Raw genomic sequence first — 21,956 nt, forward strand, 5'->3', positions numbered from 1 at the left:
TAAAGTAAATTAAAAACCACTAAAAACTCTGTTTTATAATTTGAGTTTTTGATGGTTGTTTTTTTATATTTTAAAAGGATTAATTAATGTAATTTTCTTCATCTATTTAGTTAGTTCTCTTAATAAGAGAAATGATTTAATTTACATATTTTGGCTGTAATCTTCCAAAAATGTAGGAAATGACATTTTTCCATAAGTTTCAGGATCTATAGATTTTGCAGTTTCATAATCTTTACGTGCGTATTCCCAATCTTGGATATATGAATAATCAATTGGTGCTTTAGGTGGATTAGGTAATTTCTTTTTTTCTTGACCTTTAGGTTTCGAATCAATAGCTTTTGCTTTTGGTCTTTCATCTTGAATTACATGGCTGGCTGTGTTGCTAATACTTATATTCCCTTGAACATCTACAGGCTCTGAAGTAGGATGCATAAATACAGGATCTTTACCATCTAAAGCATATTCTAAAACTAATTTATCTCTCATATCTACTTCTGCTAAATAATCACTACGCTCTCTATTTTCTGCACTATCGTGTGTATAAATTGCTTTTGTTATATCTCCATGTGTTTTGTCTTGTAAATCTTCCTTTCCTATACTAGAAAAATAAACTCCTCTACCATAATGAGTGGTTTTAATTCCTGCATCTACAGAAGGATACATCATTTCGGTATTATTCATTCCTTCTGCACCTGCTTTAGTCGTAAAATGAGTAAATGTATCTTTAGAAGCTATTTTTACGGTTGGGTATTTATTATTATGCTTTTTCATAAAATCATTTTTCTCCTTGCCTTTAAGTTCTTTAGGTAATGGAGGTAGCCAATTAGGATTGGCTCTATTATAGGGATCACGTTCTCTTGCCCCCCAACTTTTATGAAAATCATTTTCTATTGGTTTACGAGAAAAGTCAGGTTCAGGTTGAAGTCCTTCGTACATGATCTCTGGATTGATTTTAACAACACCATCGTCTATAATAGTTGTTGGTGGCTCGTTCATTAGATACTCTAATTTTGCAGCAATATTAGGATGGCTTTCTGCATGTTCTCTTATTAAACTTTCAAATTGTTTTTGTGATAGTTCATCTGTCTCAACAACCTTTCCATCTCCTAATTTAACTTTACGCAGTTGCATTACATTTGAATTATTTATATGTTGATCTACAGAATGTTTCTTCATTAATTTCCTTTGAGTAATGGTTTCTGATCGATTATCCAAAAAACTGACACACTGCTTTACTTTATTAATCTTTCCTGCAACAGAATTAGCAACGGTATTACTTTTATTCTCTTTAAGTTTATTTGTTTTTATATACATATATCATTAATTTAAACCAAGTGTCATTCTGCTTCCGTTTGTGTTAATCGGAGTAAAGCCTGCATTTATTAAATCGCTAATCTCTTGCCTTGTACCATCATATTCTCTATCATCTCTAGGAGGGTAACGTCTTTGTACAAAATCATTAAATGATTCTCCTTCTTGTCTTTGTCTAGTCCAAGCATTTACCATATTATGGTTTAAGGTTACTCTATAATTTGCTCTTTCTTCTCCTTCTTGTGGTATTCCATTTATAAATCCTTGGATAAATTGTCTATTTCTTTCTTCATTAAATTCTTCTGCTTGGTTATATAAATGTCCTGTTAAAAAAGTTGGTAATTCACCTTGACCTTCATTGTGTTCTTGCTCTAATACAGGTCTAAGCATATTCATATTCGGATACCTATCACTATCTGTTCCTATTGCTAAATGCTGTGGATTCATTGGTAGTACAGGATAGTTATCTTGATTCTCAACTAAATCTTCTACAAACCTTCCTGTTGGAGTATTAATTAGAGTCCCTAAATTATCCCTCCTTTGCTGTGGATCTCCTTGTAGAGCATTAATTATCTGTAATGGATTTTCTTGAGGTAAAACCTGGTTTCTTTGATCCAATTCATCAACTATTGGTAGGTTTAAATTACCCCCTAATCCTGGTTCTTCTTCATCTCTAAATAAATTATCTCCATATAGACCTCCAATTCCCCCTCCTAATAATGCCATACCAAGCCCTAACAGAGGATTTGCTCCTGCTAAAACGAAACCGGCTAACCCTCCAAATGCAGCTACTCCTTTATTAAACATCTGAACAGGAGTTCCACTTGTAGTCTCTTTTTTAGCTAATTGAACAGAATTGCTTATTTCTGTATTCAATGCTTTTGCTCCCATCACATCGGCTTCAGTTTCTAAACCTACATTATCATTAACTTGTGCTCCATTTACAGCAGTGGTCGGTTGTACTCTACCTTGTTTTTGTTGTACTACATGCCAAGCTTCATGTGGTACATGTTTTTCTTGTCCGCTAGCCACATGAATATCGGTTCCTTGTGCGTAGGCATGTGCATTTAACTGCGCTGGTTTATCGGAATTGTAATGTACCTTTACATCATCCATTGCATACCCTGACAGATTCTCTATTCCTGCTTTTAAATTGTCTGACAATCCTGTATTATTCTCTTTTTTTTGCACTACAGAACTTGAACGATTATCGATTAAAGAGCATCCGTTAGAACCATTTTCTTTTCGCTGACCAATATGTTGGCTAACTGATATTTTGGTTTCTTTTCTTTGAATTTGAGCTTGTTTTTTCACAAGAGGAATGTTTTAATTATTATTCTCTGTCATTATTTTCTTTCTCGCTAGTTGTATCTACATATCTTTATACGAAGACTTACTTTTAGCGAAATACGGTCCAGCAGTATCATAATCTGTGGTAATTTCTTCTCCTTCTTTTATGGCTTCATTTGTTTTAAGAAAAAAGTTAGTTCCTTCTTTCTTTATACTTGCATTTGCATTTTTATTGGATTGATGATTTATTAAAGCCCCAAAATCACTCGTAATATCTACTCCTATATTTTTATCTAATGAGGCTACTTTACCTAATTTTTCTTCTTTTTTCAAACCTTTACCTGCCATAACTCCTTTGCCATGTATTGGTGAATTATCTATAAACCATTTCTTATTTTTAAAAGATTCAGGCAAACGATCTTTATTCCACATTTTTAATTGTTGCGTTGTCTCTAATCTATTATCTGTTATACTTAACGGGCTATGAATTCTAGATGACTCACTAGTTTTTTGCGTACTATTTGACTTTGTATGTTTTAAGCTCTCGTACATACCTTATTAATATCCACTTGAAGGATCAAACTGTTTTTCGAGAGCTGCACTATATTGTTCAACAAATTCTTGCGGATTCTCTTTAATAGAATGACCAACTCCTTTAGCTAAAGAAAAACCAGCACCAACTCCGTGAAGTAAAACACCACTACCAAATCCAGAACTTGGATTCCTCCATAAGTCTTTTCCAAATGCTTTCATTAAATCCATATGTCCAGAAAATTCCACTCCGTATTGTTTAGACATAGGTAATCCCTCTGCCCCATGCATTGCTGACAATTGTCGTTGAAATGCCAGAATAGCTTCAGGACCTACTGGCTGCCTTAATAAAGATTGTGCTCCATTTTGACCTGTTATCATTTCTGCCATATTAGCTGCTAATGTATCTTCTCCCGTTCTATAAGGTTCTACAACTTGTTGCAATTCTTCTCTTCCTTTTGGTAACTCTCCAAAACGTCTTGCAAATGGTAATAATTTTTGAGTTGGAAACCCTAATACATTCGCAGTAGCAGTTCCAAGGCCTCCAAAGAACTGAGAATTAAAATTCCCCTCTAAATCTCCTCCTCCTGGCATATCAAAACGTTGAATTGGTTGAGTTCTATTATCCTTCAATTGTATTGCTTCTTTACCTACTTGATTTGCACTAGCTTCTTTTCTTTGTACAGTGTTTGTTTTTTTATATTCCATGATAATTGAGGTTTTGTTTTATTTTGTATGAACAATTACAGGTCCTATAGCTCCGCTATAATCAATAGTAGAGCAATAATTATAGGTGTTAATAATTGCTTTTAGTTTTTCTATATGTGAATTTTCATATGGGAGTTTTATCTTCTTTCCTGTTAATATTTTAATAATGTATGGATTGTATAAAGTCTGCTTTTTAAATAGTTCTCGATAACTGTTTTCATATCCTAAACTTTCTTCATCTGCATTAGTAAAAATATATTGATACTCATATATCAATTCTACTATTTTTTTTGCGAGATAATTCAGTATTTTATCTAAGTTATGATGCTTGCTTTTCAATATTAAAAACAACCTTCTTTTCGCTATTACATATCCTTTTATTTGTATTCCCTTTCTTTCTACACAATAATTGAGTGCTTCTGCAAGTAATATGTTTCTATCAGTTATTGTAAGATTTTTATCCCAAGATTTTATAATGAGTATTAATTGATATATATGTTTTTCTTTGTGGTTTTGTATTACTAATATTGTACTCATTACAGGTTCTATTTACACTAATGAAATTGTTTTATTTTCTTTTTTAAACTCTTTTCGAATACCTTCTAAAAGTTCTTCTTTAGTTACTACAGTAGCACCTCTACTTATGGCTGATAAGGCACAAAACCGTAATACGTTAATAATTGCTCCACCAGCTAATTCATAAGCTTCTGCTATTTTCCATAAATCTATTGAAGTATCTAGTGTACAAGTTCCAGAGAATGCATTTTTCCATAACTGATAACGTTCATTTACTCCTGGCATATCAAAAAGAATCATAGCTTGAAATCTTCTGGTAAATGCGGCATCCATATTTCCTTTTAGATTTGAGGCTAATATGACAACGCCTGGAAAATCTTCTATGCGTTGCAATAAATAGGAAGTTTGCTGATTGGCATGTCGATCGTTAGAACTGTTGGCTTCTGTTCTCTTTCCGAATAAAGCATCGGCTTCATCAAAAAATAGAATCCAATTTTTATGTTCAGCGATATCAAAAACTCTAGATAAATTTTTCTCAGTTTCTCCGATATATTTAGATACAATCATAGATAAATCTACTCGATATACATCTCGTTTAGAAACTTTTCCTAACAATGAAACTGTTAGTGTTTTTCCTGTTCCCGGAGGCCCGTAAAATAAAGCTCTATATCCTGGTTTTATTTTTTTGTATAATTTCCAATCTTTAAGTAAAGTATTTCCATGAGTTAACCAAGCTTTTAATTCTAATACTTGATCCATCACCAAATCGTTTAAAACAACATCTTCCCATGCTAAATGTGTTGTGATTTTTTGTGCAGGAAATGTACTACTGTGTTCTAATTTTGGCATTTCTCCTGACAGGAAGTTATGAAACCAACGTTTGCTTAAGCTTATGATTCCATTGAATTTAGGAATGAATGTTTCTGTGGTTTCTAATGAAAGTATTTGCTCTTTTATTAAGATATTATCTTTATTGAAAATAGCTACAGCATCTTTTCTTAAAGACGGTTTTGTGGCTGCGATTAGAAATAATAAGGTTTGTCCTGTTGGTAAAAACCCGCTATGGTTTTTATCTATCACACCACCAAACTCTGTAAATCCTCTGTCGTAAATTTTATTTTTACCAAAGAAAATATCTAGTACTTCTGGCCTTAGCTGAGGTGCTAAAGTCAGTGCAATAGCCAAGCGTTCGAAAATTGTAAGCTTATAAGTTATTACAAAATTAGCGTACACGCTTTCTTGTATTTGTATATCTGGCATTGGAATATCCATCCAAAAAGGACGCTCGCCTTCGTGCTCTAAGTATGTACTTATTACATTGTGAATTACTTCTTGTAACCAATATACTTCATTTAATAGTGCTTGTATGTTTATTTTATAATCCATAAGAAAAAAACATTTGCTCTATATCATCAAGATTTGCATTTTCCCATTTAAAATATTCTAAAGCCGTATTTGGATTTAATTGATTAGCTTGTAACATATCTAGTACAGAGGCTTGTGGATTTCTTGGTGTTTTATTAGAAACATGGAGATTTTCGTGATAAAATTCATAATCAAAAAAATTAGATGCCCAATCTGCTACTCCTGTTCTTTCTGTTATTAGGTCACTAATAAAAACTTCTAATTTTTCGGGTTGTACTACCAACTTTTTTGCTTTAAAAAATGAAGGTCGTTTATGATTTTCTATTTCATAATATTCTATATCTCTTGCCTGAATAGTTTTAGAATTTGCATTTCCAAATAACTCTATTAGTCCAGCACTTTCGGTTTCTGAAGCGATTTCTAATTCTCCTTTATCAGATCCTGAAATAACTAATGTCCAATTTTTAGGCGCTACACTTTCTGTTACTACATATACTTCTCTAAATGAATAAAGTACTTGTGTTAGTTTTATAATGAGCTCTGCTGCAATAGCATTCCAATTAATTATTTTTACAGATTCTGGGTTTGTACTTGTAAAAAAGAAACTACCAAATTCTTTAAAGGATAATACTTGTCTGGTATATCCAAAAGTTCCTTCTATTGGATTTTGTCCGCTATCTCTACCAACAAATGGTTTAGTTACACCATTGCTAAACTTCCAATTGAATTCATTTTGTGGTATTCCGTTTTCAAAAATTACCTCATCTATATCTACTATATTTTTTCTAAAAATATTTCCCAATACAATGATTTCTCCTTTTTGAATTTGAAAAAAATCTCCTGGATATAAATTTTGTTTCAAAGGTTTTGATGGAATAAAACCATTGGTTTTATTATAGAAATCGACATAAAATTTTTTGGTAATATTTATCATCTCCTTATATTTAATTTATTATTGCTATTTTTTATTTTTCTTTCTCCTTTTCTCTAGTCTATTTTGAGCGAGTTTATCTTCTTTAAAATTTTTTCTTTGTGCTTTTACAAATGCCTTTGCTTTCTTACGCAAACTAGGAGGTATATTATCTCTTGTATATCGTTTTTTATCTTTATGTATTTTTTTTGATAGAATTTCCAGATTACTTTCTACATTGTATGAGTAGTTCTTAAACTCTTCCATTTCATTTGAAGATAAATCGCTATCATCATATCTATCTATTTCATCATCTATAGCCAAAAAATCAATCATATGATCTATATCGGGTTGTTTATTTTTTGTTGATTTCTTTTTATGGCTTCTTATTTCCCTTCCTTTAGCATCTAAATTAATAATAGGTCCATCTCCTGCGAAACCTGAACGTAAATTCCCTTTTGAATCGGTTTGACGTTTTATTAGATTTTTTCTTGTGTCTTGAGTTTTTCCAGTGTAAAATGAGCGTCCGCTTCTGTATGACTTTCCTGATTCTCTATAAATTTCATCAGGATCAAATTCTTCTTCAGATGGCGGATTATAATCATAATCACTATTTGATTCTTCATGCATAAAATCACTTTCATCATCTGATTCAGAAATCATTTTTTCATCATCACTGTCTATTCTTTGAATTATACTTTTTAACTGTATTTGTTCTCTATTATCTTCTAAATGATAATTACTTTTATTAGGCGATTTGCCCGTATTTGCTACTGATTGATGTGCTGTATTTATTTTGTTAGGAGTTTTATACATTGGTGAGTTTTATAAAACAAGAGATTGTTTTAAATACTATTTTAACAATCTCTTGTTTATTAACTTTATGAAGCCAAAGCAGCTGCATTTGCAGCTGCTAAACCAGCTTCTAAAGATTGTAATTTTATTGTTGCTTTGTTTAGTCTTGTTTCTGCTTCTCCTAGCTGATCTATCGCTTTTTTATTTGCTCTTAAAGTATTGTTATATATAACTGTAGCATTTGCATAAGCTTTATTAATTAAAGCAACTAAACTTTTATCTTTTGACGGTTTTTCGTTAGCTTTAGTTTCCTCTGATCCTAAGTTATTTTTTTGCTGCTGTAAAATATCTATACAGGTATCAATATCTTCTTGTTTAAGTATATTATTTACAGTTTCTCCAGTTATAAATTCATATAACCTAATTGATTGATAAAACTCTAAAGACATTACTCCTTCTGCCTCGATATTTGTAGTTTGTGAAGTGATTACAGAATTTAAAGCTGTTAATGTAAGCGATACTGCATTGTTAGCATTTGTTCCTGCAGTATTAACCATAGTTACTAAATCATCAGAAATTAATGGATTTTGCGCTTTTTTTCTAATAACTAAATTTGATAGCTTATTAATTACTTCAGCAGAATAAATTAGTTTATTCATTACTTCTTCAATACTATTAGCTACCTCTTTTATCTTAATATCTGATTTGGTTATTCCTACAAATGTAATTTTTGAATTGATTAAAACATTTATAACCTCATCTACAATTTTATCTAAAGACTCTTTATTGGCTAAGGTAGCTTTTTGATTGGTTTTATCGGTTTCTAATTTTGTTTGTAATGCATTGGTTTTATTCGTTAAAGAATCTACAATTGCTTGTAATTGTTCAACTTCGTTTTGTGCATCTTGTACTTCATTAGTTAATGCATCTATCTCTGCTTTCTTTTTCTCTGTAATTCCGTATTTTTTTACTTTTGGTGTAGCTAATGTTATTGGTGCCATATTATTTTATTTTAAGGAAGTTATTTTGTTATTGTGTAAGTGAAAAAATCTGTTTGCTGAGCATCTGATAGAGCTCCAATAAATCGGAAACGTTCGTCTTTTTTAGATGACATTGCTAACACTACAGGAATGTATTGTTTCCCGTTTATTAAACTATTTCCAAAACTATCTGTAGTAGTTATATCTATTTCTAATGAATATTTTTTCTTTCCATTAGAACTCGCTAAACGATAACTTTCTCGTTCTAAACTTTTTGCTATAGTGTAATTGAAGAAAAATTCTGGTTTGTCTCCTTCTATCTCTTGAATTTCTTCCGTTAATTCTTCTTTTTTCTCTTCTAAGGCTTTTAATTCTGAATTTACTCTTTCTAATTCCGCTTTTAACTCATCTAAATCGGTATTTTCAGCTCCTTTGTTTGTAATCTGATCGTTTAAATCTTTGATACGAGATTTTAACTTTTCTATTTTACTTTTATTTTCTTTTTCTAGTTCTTCTACTTCGTTTTTAACTTGAATTAGATCGTTAAATGTTAATAAACCTTTTGTTAATTCTGGACTGTATAACAAAAACATACAACGATACTCTACATCGAAATTAGATTTTTTATCTAAAGTAAAAGTCAACTTATTATTATTAACTTCAATTTTATCTGCATCTGGTGCAACTAATTGATTTTTTAAAGAAAAGGTTGCAGATGGTGCTGTTAAATAATCATCGAATGTATTTATTATTTTTTTATAGCCATTGTCAAAAACTGCAAAAACATAAACCACATAATTCTCTCCAATTTTTATAAATTCACCATTAACATCTTTTAAATATGTTTCGTCTGATGTATCATCTTTTCTTTGATCTTCGGTAAGAACTTGTATCTTTTGAGAATACTTTTTTTCTATTGTACTCGGAATTTTAATATATAAATGTTCCTTTTCTGATTCCGTTATTAATCCTTCTGCGTCTGAAATTGAAAAAAAATTCTTGTCTTTATTTTTTACTAAAAAGATATAATAATCGTTTACAGGATAACCTGGCTTTTTTGGTCCGCTCGTAATTCCTTCTTCTTGCTCATAAGCAAACGGACTTTTATAACTATTAAAACTTACAGTATAAGATGTTGGTCTTCCTTTTACTTCTCCTTCAGCTAAATCTACTTTTAAATCTAAATTTAACTGTTTATTACTTAAATCATAAGCTTCCTGTGTAGATAGATATACAATACCTGAATCTTCTAATGATCCTTCGGCTTTTTTCTCTGTAGAATTTGATGTTGTTAATGCTGTTGTATCTGTTAAAATTGTTTCTGATGCTGTATTAAAATTTGTATTAACAACTTCTAATAATGCTTTTATAGCTGTATCTGTTGAAGTTACTATTTCTGTTAAATTAGCGATAGGTACTTCGGCTATTTCTGCCGAAGCTTCCATACTTAATCTTGAAGTATTTTCAGCTAAATATGCTGTTCCTTCAACACCTTTAGCTACTTTACTTTTATCTGTACATTTTCCATTCATTAATTCATTAGCATATTTACTTTGATCGTAAATTTCAGTTCCATAATCTGCTGCATTTACAATGCTAAAAATACTTCCAACATCACTCGCTAACTTTATAATTGCATTTGTTGCTATTTGAACATTTGCTGCTGCAACTGCTGTATTACTTACTGTTTCTGGAATGAAAGTATTCGCTAGATTCGTTGTAGATAACACATTGGTAGAAACATCACTATCAATAACCATTTGTTCTAAAATGGCTTGTTGTTCTTTGTAGTTTACATTTGCTTTTTGTAGTTCTTCTGCCGCAGTAATTCTAGCTCCTTGTGCATAGTATAACGAAAACATAGAAGCATCTAAATTTGCTTTAGTTTTTTGTAATTTAGTTTCTTGCTCGCTTAGTGTTGATAATATACTAGCTTGCAAATTTTCATTATAAGAGTTCATAAAAAATTGTTTTAGTTAATATTCTTTTCGTTTATTTTTATTTTAAAAAGGCCAGCTTACATGTAATGCTTTTGGCATCCATGGAAATTTGATAATTGAAAATGAAAAAGGTGATTTATTTAATAGAATATCGTATGGTCTTTTCTCTATTGTTAATTCCCATCGATCTTCGTTTTCTCTTAGAATTCCATCTCTTACAAACCAGTTTCCTCGAAATCCGTTTACAGTTGTACTTCCAATAGCATTCCAATGCATAATTGCAGATTGTAACATTCCGTTTATTAATTCTCTATTTTCTGTACTTACATCTAAACTATCTTTTACAGGTTCTTCAAAATTTAATCCGCATAAAAGTTTATTTAAAACCAAAAATTCTTCTTCAGTTTGTGTTAAACCTGTTGCTACATACTGTAGATAATGTACTGCTTGAATTTGCGCTTCTTTAGTAACAAAAGACTTGTTTTCAACCAATTTTAGTCGCTCAAATAATATTGGAAAATAACTATTTAACAATACTAATCCTGCATTAGGAATTAATATTCTTTCATTCATAATTTTTGTCTTTTTAAAAATTGTGTTTGTTTTAGTTTCGCTTATATTTTCCTTTTTGATTGTTTTTTTAATCATTGTCTTTTTTTTAGTTGAACGCGTTGCTTCATATGATACTTGTAGCGTATTTGGTAACTGTAGCTTTACTTCATCTAAAGCTTTATAAAAATCATTTTCTTTAATGATATTTTTTATAGAAATCTCCCAAATTAGTTCCTTCCAAATTGAAGCCGTAGTTAATGGTTTCCAATTATTCTTTATCCAAGCACTTAACACTTTTTCATATAAAACCTCTCTAATTTTTATCACTTTACTTTTACTTATAGAATTACATTCTATAAGCTTATAAAACTTCTCTACTGATTTTAATAGTGTTTGTTTATCTGGATATAAATTGCTTAATACATTTACGATCTCAGTAAAACTGATATTAGATATTAGATTCTTTTTTGCTATACTATGTTTTCGTAAAACTGCTAGTATTGTTAAGGGAAATTCGTTTAGTACAAGTTTTAGTAATTCAATTTTTGTAATTGAATTTTGGTGTAAAAACCACGACGGAATTTTATTTTCTACTAAAAGTGTTTTTGATAATAATGGTAAACATTCTATGACTTGATTCTTTAGTGAACCTTCTGAAACATTACTTATGATTTCTGCTTCTTTTATTAATCTGAAAGTTGAATTTTTATTTACCAAAATCTTTTTTAAAATTGGTGGTAAAACAATATTTTCATATAGTATTTTTTCAATTATAAATTTTACACTAATGGTATCGATTTTATAAAATTCTTCGAAAACATCATTTACTATTTTTTTTAAACTTGATTCTTTTTTTTCTTGTAATATATTTAGTGCACATTCCCAAAAAGCAAATTCCTTTTCTTTTGTTATTGAAGTTCCTATAACTTTTTTCCGAATAGTATATAATACTTGAATTGAACGTATTAAAGCTATTAGTTTATTATTAGAAGTATCTTTTATTATTAATGTTAGAAATTGCGAAAAAGAGATTAAAACTTCAAAATATTCTATTTGATTCTTTGTCAGTTTTATAGTTCTTATGATTTCTCTTACCGCTTTAGGTGAACTTTCTAACAACTTAAAAAATGCAAATTGAACTGCTATTTCTTCAGTTTTTATTTTTAATGTTAATTCTCTTTTTTCTATCGCTTTTTGTAGAAGGTTTTGTAATTTTTTTATAGTGAAAATTTGAGAAGAAAATTGAATTTTAAATACTTCTTTTTGTATTATTTTATCATTTAAAAAGTAATGTATTGTTTCTTCTAAGAGCTTTTTAAATTTCGTTTGATTACCTTTATGCTTTTTATAATCCGCTATGCATTGCCAATAAATTTCGTGCATCACTTTAGAATTATCTATCTTACTTTCTAATCTGTTTTTAAAATTATTTTTAGTTTTTTTAAAAACCTCATCTGCATCTTTTAATAAATAATTACTAATTTTTTTTTCTACTTTTTTAAAAGCTACTGTATGAATTTCTTTTCGATGAACTAATTCTTCTAAAATTTCTGTAATTTCTTCCTGTTTATTTGGTGTACACTCTATAAACTTTAATAAAAATTCTAACGTAGTCGTTTGTGTAAACTCTTCTATGAAGTTCGATAATGTTTTCTTTTGATTTATTGAAAAATCGGTATGTTCTTTTTGAAAATACAATAAAACATCTAACAAACTTTCTCTTGCTATTACTGATGTTTTATAACTTTGCTGAACAACTATTTCTTTAAATAAAGTGGTTACTAATGAAACTTTACTTTTATTTTCTTCAAGTATTAATAACTTAATTCCTTTAAAAAATAATTGTGTTTTAAATTCATGTAAAACGGTATTGGCTCCTGTATTTTTTTCTAAAACTTTATTTATACTCTTTTCTAAGTCTTTTATAAATGCTAGTTGGTTTGATAATACTTGATCTAATACTATTGTTTTTAGAACTTCATCATTAAAAAGCTCTGGAAGTATTCTTAAAATAAAGTTTTTATTTTTCTGTACCTTTAACGATTTCCATAATTGTTTTGGTGTTTTCTTTATCCAATTACGAATAATCTCATAATAATTTTCAGTGATAATTGTAGTTCCTCCTTCTTGTAAATTCTTTTCTAATGCTTTTAAAACAATCTCTAATTTCTCTTCTGTAAATTTTGTTTCTTGATTTAATATTTCATTTGTATATAAATCTTTAATCGCATGAAAAATAGTAGCATTCACATCGTTTTTTCGATATACTTGAACATCTGTATTAAGAAGTTTTTCTAAAATTGAAGTTTTAGTCTTCTTCTTTAATGTACTGATTTCTTGAAATATAAAATTCAAATATTTCGTTCTTGAAAAAGTTTGACTTTTATATTTTTTTATAAATTTTAAACTTATAGCAAACAACCAATTTTCGTTTAATTGAAAATGTTTTTGGATTTGTAGTTTTTGTAAATTTTTAAGCTCTAACAAAACATTGTCTGCGACTTCATTAGAAATTGATTTTAAGAGAACTCCAAATAATTCTGGCTGTAAATCTTTGCTTACAAATTGCCAATTTTCTGTTGTATTATTTATTTTGTTAATTAAGTTTTGAAATCTAACTTTATTGATTTGAGAAAGTTTATTAACTAATTCTTTAAAAGCTTCTTTTTCTGATGATGTTTTTTGTTGTTGCGGGTTTTGTAAATAATTTAAGAGTAAACTCCAGCGTTTTTCTTGCTCTGCTATTGTAGCTTTTTCGTATTGAAAATTCTCTGTTTCTTTGTGTGAAAGAATTTCAAGAATATGAATGAATTCATTTTTAATATAAGATTGCTCGTGTAGTTTTTGAACTGCTTTTTCTATCAATGCAAAAAGTTCATGGTATTCCATATTAAAATGATTTGCCATTTGTTGAATGTTACTTCTCACAAACTCAACCTTATTAAACATGGTTCCTCTATGAACAAATAGATAATTTAAAATCCAAAACCACAGATTCTTTTTAAAATCATAAATACCTGCTTTTACTAATGTTTCTTTTGTTTGAAGCTTTGTAAACTCTTCTGAAAACTCTATAATATAATTATGATTACTTCGTTCTAAACTCGCTATAATATGATGAATATTAGCTTCTTTAAATTGCCATGCTATACGTTTTCGAACATATTCTTTTTCTGCAATCGCTGTAATTGCTTGTATTAATGCTTCTTTATTTTCTTGAAACTGAATTTCAAAAATTTGATTGATATTTTCTCCTCTTTTTGTGTAATTCCAAGGCATTATTCCTTGCTGTAAATAATGTGTAATTACATTAAACCAAACATCTTCTCCTTTTAAAATTTGTACGTTTTTTTTGTATTTATTTGGGTTGTTTAAAATTTCACGAAATTGTTCTTGTAATACTTCCTGTAATTTAAGTGTTAGTTGTTCTTTTAAGTTTTCATACTGAATTGCTCCAAGATCTATGGTTAATGATTTTATTTTAAAACTTTGATATTGAGTACAAATCGTATCAAAAACATCGTTTAATGTTCTTGGCATAAAATGTTCACTCCAATTACTAATTGCATTTTGCAACTCTCTTCCTTTCTCTTTATCATCAAAAACAGTATTCCAACTACAACGAGCCACGATATGTTGATTTAAGTTTCTCATAATTTTTTAGATTTTGTTAAACTTAAAAGTGCCAACATCAACTCTATCGTATGAACTACTAAATCAGGTCCGTGTAATTTTCCTGTTTGCTCATCGAAGCGTAAACTATTATGCCAATTTGCATAAGCTATAATCACAGCTTCAAGTTCTTTGCCTTTTGCATATAAAATTTGATATATGATTTGTACAGGTAATTCCCCTTCTAAAAAATAGCTTAATCGTTTTTTAAAATCTGGAATCTTAAATTGATTTTTCTCTGTAGAGTTTATATTTTCTTCTATAAAAAAACTAGGAAAAATAAATAATAAGCAATTTCTATTATCTAAAAACTCATCGATAACCCATTTATATTTTTCTAAGTAATCTATTTGATTTTCATTCTTATCAAGTTGATTAGTTAAAGATTCAATAATTAAATTGGCTTCAATACATAACAATCCTTTCCTAAATTTGTATAACCAATATGTACATGAGTCTTCATTTTGAATTAAGTAATTTTCATAAAAAACAGGTAAAGAGAATAAAAGATTCAATTTTAATTCTACACCAGAATAATTCGTAAAAAATGGTTTCTTTATTTGCTGTGTTTTATTGATTTCTACAGTTCTAAAAATGAAATCTTTTTGATTACCTTGTAACCACTTTTCTTGTAATTTTTTATATTTTTTTTGAAATTTTTCTGGTACTGTTATTATCTCTGTACTTAAAAAATTAGAACCTATATAATTATATGCCTTAGGCTGATAATAAGATAATAATCCTAAATTTTGCAGATATAAACTTTTTACAATTACTTTATCCTTTTGTGTATTTCCTGAATACACATTTCCTTCAATAATTGTATCTATAATTTCTGGTGATTCTCCATGTCTTGCCAATAAATGATTTAAAATCTTGTTTCTTCTTTTTATGTTTTCATGTTCATCTTCCATAAAAAGCATTAAACCGTGGATGTAAGAATTGTATGGATCGTACTGATATTCTTCCCAAGCGTTTTGCTTTTTTTTCTCAGTTTCAAAAACATCAAAAGTAAATTCGTGCTTTTTAATATTCTTTAATAAAGGTTTTATATGCGGAACTTCTTTATATAACGATTGATAGAAATAGGTTGGAGAAAAGCATAGATATGGCGCTGGGTATTTTTGATATTTCTCCTCATTAAAAGTTTGTACACTATAAAATTGAGCTTTATCTTTTGGATCGCCAGTTATTGAATTATCAAAAGAAAATAATCTTCCTAAATTCCCAAGTTGCATAAATTGGTTGGTAAATACTTGATCGAATAAAGTTAAATAGCCTTTGAGTTGCCTTGATTGTGCTTTTTGAAAATCCGTAGCATTATCACTCACTCCTGCAACTCCAACTGCATATACTTCTGGAAATGTATTTTGTATTGAAAAATAACTTTCGATATCACGATAATTTCCTTTAGGTAGTTCTGGATACATTTGTATCGTAGATACTTTTGAAATTTGCTCTATCGGTTGATTTAAGTTGGATAGTTCCTGAAGTAAATTTGAATTGATACTTTTATTTAATTGTCGATCTTTTCTGTAAATTTTAAAATTATACAACGAATTTATTTCTGCATTTTCTTCAAGCTCATCATCTAAATAATTACTACTTTTTTCTACACATTGAATAAAATCAAAAGTTAGGATTTCTTCTGGTCTAGAAAAAACTTCTAACTCTGTTCCTAAACGATTAAAGGCTACATTTGAAATACTTAAAACTCCAGGTACTTTTTGAATTACTTCAGCTAACTCAAATGCTTGAATTTTGTTTTTTTTAGGACATAAAGTTTCATCTGCTATCCAACCATTTTTCAAATTAGGTCCGTTAAAAATTTCATCTGTTGTTTTTCCTTCTTTCTTTAATTTATCATAACCTACTTCTAAAATTTCTGGAAAAACATAATTATTTATTGCAAACTCAATAGCTACAATAACTGTATCTAAATCATGATCTTCTGCTAATTCTAAAGTTCCATAAACTCGTTGTTTTTTTGATTGCAATGACTTCGGATAGCAAAACAATTCTCCTAAATTTCTACAGGTATTTAAAACAAAAAAAGTGTGATTTAAAATTAACTGTTCTTTAGTTATTATTTTTCCTTCTGCTTTTTCTTCTTTTATTAAACTAGTTTTTGCTTCTTCATTTTTATTTATCCTAGAATCTATTAAAACCTCTACTTTATATTTTCCCTCAATGTAATTTGAATCTTCTTTTATTGGTGTAATTTGAAGATTTATTACTTCTTTCACCTGATCTACAACATATTTTCTAATATCATTAATTGTAACTGGTGTAGTTGTTAAAATATCTTCCGGTAGGTAAAACTGATTTCTAATTTCTAACTCTTTATTCTTATTCGTAAGAATATCTTTCATTGGAAAATAGTTACAATATCCTAGTTCAGTAAATGCATAACATAGTTGATCTAATATGGTAACTCCTGGATCACTTGGATTTAAATTTGTCCATGTATTATCATTATTCTTTTGAATATAAGCAAGAGCCATACCTTTTAACTCCTCAAAATTAATCGTTAGCGGTAATGTTTTTTCTTCTATGTAATTTTGCTTTTCCATCATTTCACATAAATTAATTCTTGATTATTTAATGATGGTACAATTAATACATTCGAATTTATAGTGTATTTCTTTGTTATTAATTCAAAATCAACTTGTAATTCTCCTCTTACTGTTTTAGTTTCTATTATTTGAAAAGGTCCTTTTGTATAGTTTATTTTTCCTTTTTCTTCTCTTTCTCCTAAATATAATTTTAGGTTTTGAACACTTTTTATAGATGGATAACTTGTAATAAATTCTGAAATCTGAGCTATGCTTATTCCTGAATCTATTGTGATTTGTGATTGTGTAGTAGTAATCCAAGGCGATAAGAAAATATTTAATCTCCTATTAATTTCTTTCGATACTCCTTCAACTGCATAAGAATTTGTAACAGTTATTTCTCCTTCAATTTTTAAATACCTAATATCAAAATTTCTTACTTGAATATTAGCAAATTTAGATGCTCTCCCTTTTAAATATTCTTGAACTTCGTTTATTAAACATGTATTTACTAACGGAATAAAAGCATTAGATTCCGTCCAATCTTGAATGTTTTTTACTAGTAAAACTTCCGTTTTATTTAAAGCTCTATTGAATATTATTTTAGGATAGAAAACTTCTACAAATGTTTCTTTAATTATTCTGTAATAATCTTCGTTTGAAATTACTCTATCTTTTGTTTTTAAACGTACACTTACTCTTTTATTAAATCCTCTATCTGTTTCCGCCATTTGTCCTCCAAAAGATGAAAAAGGTTGCATAATTGTTGCTATTTGAGGAATTGAGCTATATGGACTATCAATAGTATTTGCAGCTATTTCAGGTTTTTCTGTATCGAACCTAAAGTTTTTTCCTGTTCTTTTTAGTTTAAATCCGTTTGTATTTAAAAAAGAAGTTTTACAAAAAGAATCTGTATTATTATCTACCGAAATTGAAATCCAAAGATTATCGCTTGGCATTGTGTGATGCAATTTTTCACTTTCTGATAGTAGATTTAAAACGATAAGGCCAGAACAACTAAAACCATTTGTTCCGTCTGCTAAAACTGGTAATTTCTTCCAATAATTTTCACTTAAATATCGATAAGAAATTTCAGATTTTCCTTGTGTATAAGTTGTAGCATAATCTTGAACTAATTGAAAATAAATCGACAACTCTGCTGGAGCAATTACTTCTTGTAACCCTAAAAATAATGTTCCTTCTTGTTTGATTCTTGGTAATAAACTAGGAAAATTTACATTGATTTTTTTATTAGTAATTGTACTTAAACTACTATCGTAAACTTTATAATTTTTAAAAACATCTTGGTAAAAACATTGAATTGGATATTTATTTTTCTTATCAGTTTCTGTAAAATCATATGTAAAACTACTCTTGTAATTACCTGTAAATATTCCCACAATTGGAGTATAAGGTTCGTTTGCTTCTTCTTGAAAAGTAACATCCTGTTTGTTAAACGCTAACGATAACAAATCGGCATTATACATTGCAATTGCGCTTACTACTTTTGGATATAATATAGCTCCAAATCCGTATATCGGATTGGTTAATTTCATTCTTAAAAAACCTGAAGTTGATGTTTCATCAAACTCCAATGGAAGATATTGAATTTCAGGATTAATATCTTTTTGTACTTCAGTTATTTTAGTTGATCCAAAAACACTGTAATTGAACATTTCTTTATAAGTCGTTGTATTTTCCTTTAATTCATAGATTTCCTTTCCTTTTGTTTGAAAAATATTTGTAAACTTTAAAGTATCTTGAATTTTTAAAAAACTAAATATTTCTACAGTTTCTTTAAAAGAAAGTGTTCCTGTTGAATTTAAAATTATCGGTGATTCATTTTTACACTCAATTTTTATACTCTCAACAGATTTTGTAAGAACTTCTGTAAAATTAAAATCAGCTTCATGAAATAATTCTTTGAATTTAAATTCTTTATTTATCTTAAAAATTGTAGTTGTTTTTCCATCTAAAAAATCTTTCAAAAACAACGAATCATCCAGTTCTATAATGGTATTAAACGAAAGCGATCTATTTATAATTCTCAATTTTTCTATATGAAACTTAATATGCTCTATCGTTGTTGTTTCATTTTTTAAAACGCCTATTTTCTTTAATTTTTTTTCAAAAGAAAATGTATCATTTACTTCTAAAAACTCTTGAAAAACAAAAACTTCCCTTGCTTTTAAATTTTCTTTTATTTCAAAAACATCTGTAAGTTTTATACTATTTTCTTCTTTTAAAACCTTATCTAACGTTACCTCTTCTTTTATTCTTAAAATCGCACTAACTTCTAAATCATTTATGATTTTAAGTACATTTTTTACTTTAATCTGATCCTCTAACCGAATTCCGTTTTTAAATTGAAAATTAATATCCGTAGTAAAAATATTTTCAAGAATAAATAATGTATCAACAGTTATATTTCTATTGATTTTTATCAATTCTGATATTTTTAATTCTTTAAATTTCTCGTCAATAAATAAAGGTGTACCTTGAAAGAGAGTTCTTGTTAAATCATTAGATTTTAATTGAAAAATATCTTTTAAAATAGAAGGTGTAAAATTCATATCTACAGCAGTCCATTGTTTATTTTGAAGCAACTGAAAATCTACTTTAAATGCTTTATCATTAAATGGTTCTTTATATATATTAACCTCAACTAAAGTGTTTAATATGAGTTCTTTTATTTTTGATCTGAGTTCTTTTACATTTTGATCTGATCCAGATACAAAAACATTTATTTTTTTTTCTGTTTGTTTTAAAACAAAAACTGATTTCTTCTTATTTCTTGAAAATATTTTATTTAAATTTTTATCAATTTTAGAGATCAGTACATTTACTAATTTTCCGTCTTTTAAAAACCATGACTCTATAGCTTTATCTATATCTGCTAAAGCTTTTTTTATTATTTTTTTATTATTTTTAAATAGATTCCCAATTGTTTTATTCCATAAATCTTGGAATACAAAATTTGTATCTTTTATTGGCGGATTTTTATAAAAATCTGCTAAGTATTTGTTATACTGTTCGTAATACTTAATAAAATTATCTGGTAAATTATCCCAATTCAATTTAAAATCGAATTCAGTAACAGGCTTACTAAACACCTCTGAACTACCAATCATAAAACTTTGATCTTTACTAGGTGTTGGCCCTAATAGTTGGAATGGCTTTTCTGTTTCTAGCGCTCCAAAATCATTATACAACTGAAAATTTTGTAAATTTTTAACCTCAACATCTATTGTAATTGTTTTAATTTCTAACTGATAATCTTCAGCCATGAATTCTGAAAAAGACATGTAAAATAAAGGCCATGAAGTTTTAAAATTATCTTTCTCTTCTGAAAAAGCTATGATAGCTGGATCTTCTTCAGTTAATTGAATTTCTATAAAAAGCTGTGATAATTCTTCTTGATTTTGAGTTATTTTTATTTGTGAATCTAGAATTATAAACCATTCTTCTTCTGTACTTAATTGATAAATTCCTTTTGTAAAAAACTCTAGATTTAAAATATCTTCTTTGAAAGTTATAGTGATACAAAGTTTTCTTTTTCCTCCATTTAAAAATAACATAGGAGAAGCAAAAGCAAAACCTAAATTTACTTTTTTACCGTCTTTAATTGTAGAAGAACCAAAAGTTTTCCAACTCTGAATTTCTCCTTCTTCACTAGTTTTTACTTCATTTACATTCTCATGTGTTTTAAGATAAAGTTTAAAACTTTCTTTCTTTTCATTAGATACTTTAGATAAAGTATAGACTTCTGCTATTTTGGCTGGATTTATAGATACATTTTCTACAGATTCATATAAAATCGTTGAATCATCTTGATAAGTACCACCATTAAAAAGTGTTCCTTTTGCCAAATCAAAAGTTGATACATTTTCTTGAAGTTCTGCACACACAAAAACCGAATCTGGTTTTGCTAATGTTTTTCTTTCTTTTAAAATGTCTTTATAGTAAAAGTTAAGATGCTTTTTTGTTAATCCATTCAACTGATTTTTATACGGTTTTATTAATTCAGTAAATGTTTTAAGTAATAATGTATCTGGATATAAATCTTTTTCTTTTTCAAGTTCTTGAAACTCTACTGGCGCATATTCTATAATACTATTAAAAAATGAGAACATAATTTCTCCTATTTTTTTTAATGTTCCAGATATATTTAATAGTCCTTTATTAGTATTTTCAATCGAATAATTAATTTCTAATAATTCCCAATACGGTGTAGTTTTAACTCCAGATTTCCAAATATTTTTATCATAAGATTGATATATATTGTCGTTATCATCTTCTGTTTTTTCTACAATTTTATTATGATGTAATTGGTTTTTTAACCATAATATAGCCCATAAAAAGTGGCTATATTTTGTTTTTACTTCTCTAATTACATAACTCTTTAGCTTGTATTCTAGCGGGTATTGTAACATATAATATATCCATCTTTCTATTAAATGAAAAACATGTAATAATTGATGAAATAATTGTTTAAATCCAATTAACACCTTCTCTTTTATCTCGTTTTTTTCTAATTCTTTTTGCTCTAAAACTCTTTTTAAAGTAACACTAGTTTGTAAAAAAAGCGTGTACATTTTTTTAAAAGGAGTTTTTGCAATAGAAGCCATTAAAAATGATGGATCTTTCAATAAAAAAGGCGTCCAACTTCCATTTACTTGATTCTTGTCATCATAAAAATTAATCAATGAACTAAAGTTTACTAGAAAATTCAAATCATCTATTTCCGATCGACTATCGATTAGATTAACTTGATTTTCAAGTGCCATTGACAATGACTTTAAAGCTTTATTTTGATTAATTAAACTCATTA

The 21,956-nt window shown here is 28.2% G+C and carries 13 protein-coding genes; all 13 read right to left on the reverse strand.

Annotated features, from left to right (window positions below):
- Positions 1–141: 141 nt before the first annotated feature.
- Positions 142–1,314, reverse strand: coding sequence for a hypothetical protein (locus AC2TEO_RS03680; RefSeq protein WP_442266812.1), 1,173 nt, complete (start codon positions 1,312–1,314; stop codon positions 142–144).
- Between the two features lie 6 nt (positions 1,315–1,320).
- Positions 1,321–2,625 (reverse strand): eCIS core domain-containing protein, encoded by a 1,305-nt coding sequence (locus AC2TEO_RS03685; protein ID WP_442266813.1) that lies wholly within the window; start codon positions 2,623–2,625, stop codon positions 1,321–1,323.
- 57 nt (positions 2,626–2,682) lie between these two features.
- The gene (locus AC2TEO_RS03690) at positions 2,683–3,153 is read right to left on the reverse strand and encodes an SET domain-containing protein (protein ID WP_442266814.1); all 471 of its coding nucleotides are present in this window, start codon (positions 3,151–3,153) and stop codon (positions 2,683–2,685) included.
- A gap of 6 nt (positions 3,154–3,159) precedes the next feature.
- On the reverse strand, positions 3,160–3,840 hold the full coding sequence (locus AC2TEO_RS03695; protein WP_442266815.1) for a hypothetical protein: 681 nt from the start codon (positions 3,838–3,840) through the stop codon (positions 3,160–3,162).
- An 18-nt stretch (positions 3,841–3,858) separates the two neighbouring features.
- A complete protein-coding gene (locus tag AC2TEO_RS03700; RefSeq protein WP_442266816.1) occupies positions 3,859–4,377 on the reverse strand; it encodes a hypothetical protein in 519 nt (172 codons plus the stop codon).
- Positions 4,378–4,389: 12 nt separating this feature from the next.
- The gene (locus tag AC2TEO_RS03705; RefSeq protein WP_442266817.1) at positions 4,390–5,742 is read right to left on the reverse strand and encodes an ATP-binding protein; all 1,353 of its coding nucleotides are present in this window, start codon (positions 5,740–5,742) and stop codon (positions 4,390–4,392) included.
- Complete coding sequence (locus AC2TEO_RS03710) at positions 5,732–6,655, reverse strand: hypothetical protein (protein WP_442266818.1); 924 nt, start codon at positions 6,653–6,655, stop codon at positions 5,732–5,734. Before AC2TEO_RS03710 ends, AC2TEO_RS03705 begins: the two co-directional genes overlap by 11 nt.
- Before the next feature lie 24 nt (positions 6,656–6,679).
- The gene (locus tag AC2TEO_RS03715; protein WP_442266819.1) at positions 6,680–7,447 is read right to left on the reverse strand and encodes a hypothetical protein; all 768 of its coding nucleotides are present in this window, start codon (positions 7,445–7,447) and stop codon (positions 6,680–6,682) included.
- 65 nt (positions 7,448–7,512) lie between these two features.
- Positions 7,513–8,427: a bZIP transcription factor gene (locus AC2TEO_RS03720; protein ID WP_442266820.1), complete on the reverse strand. Its 915-nt coding sequence runs from the start codon at positions 8,425–8,427 to the stop codon at positions 7,513–7,515.
- 20 nt (positions 8,428–8,447) lie between these two features.
- Entirely contained in the window at positions 8,448–10,367 is a 1,920-nt protein-coding gene (locus tag AC2TEO_RS03725) for a hypothetical protein (RefSeq protein ID WP_442266821.1), read from the reverse strand.
- Positions 10,368–10,409: 42 nt separating this feature from the next.
- Positions 10,410–14,552, reverse strand: coding sequence for a contractile injection system tape measure protein (locus tag AC2TEO_RS03730; protein ID WP_442266822.1), 4,143 nt, complete (start codon positions 14,550–14,552; stop codon positions 10,410–10,412).
- Complete coding sequence (locus AC2TEO_RS03735) at positions 14,549–17,146, reverse strand: baseplate wedge protein (RefSeq protein ID WP_442266823.1); 2,598 nt, start codon at positions 17,144–17,146, stop codon at positions 14,549–14,551. Before AC2TEO_RS03735 ends, AC2TEO_RS03730 begins: the two co-directional genes overlap by 4 nt.
- On the reverse strand, positions 17,143–21,954 hold the full coding sequence (locus AC2TEO_RS03740) for a baseplate J/gp47 family protein (RefSeq protein ID WP_442266824.1): 4,812 nt from the start codon (positions 21,952–21,954) through the stop codon (positions 17,143–17,145). Before AC2TEO_RS03740 ends, AC2TEO_RS03735 begins: the two co-directional genes overlap by 4 nt.
- Between the last annotated feature and the right edge of the window lie 2 nt (positions 21,955–21,956).

The organism is Tenacibaculum aquaeponti (assembly GCF_057221555.1).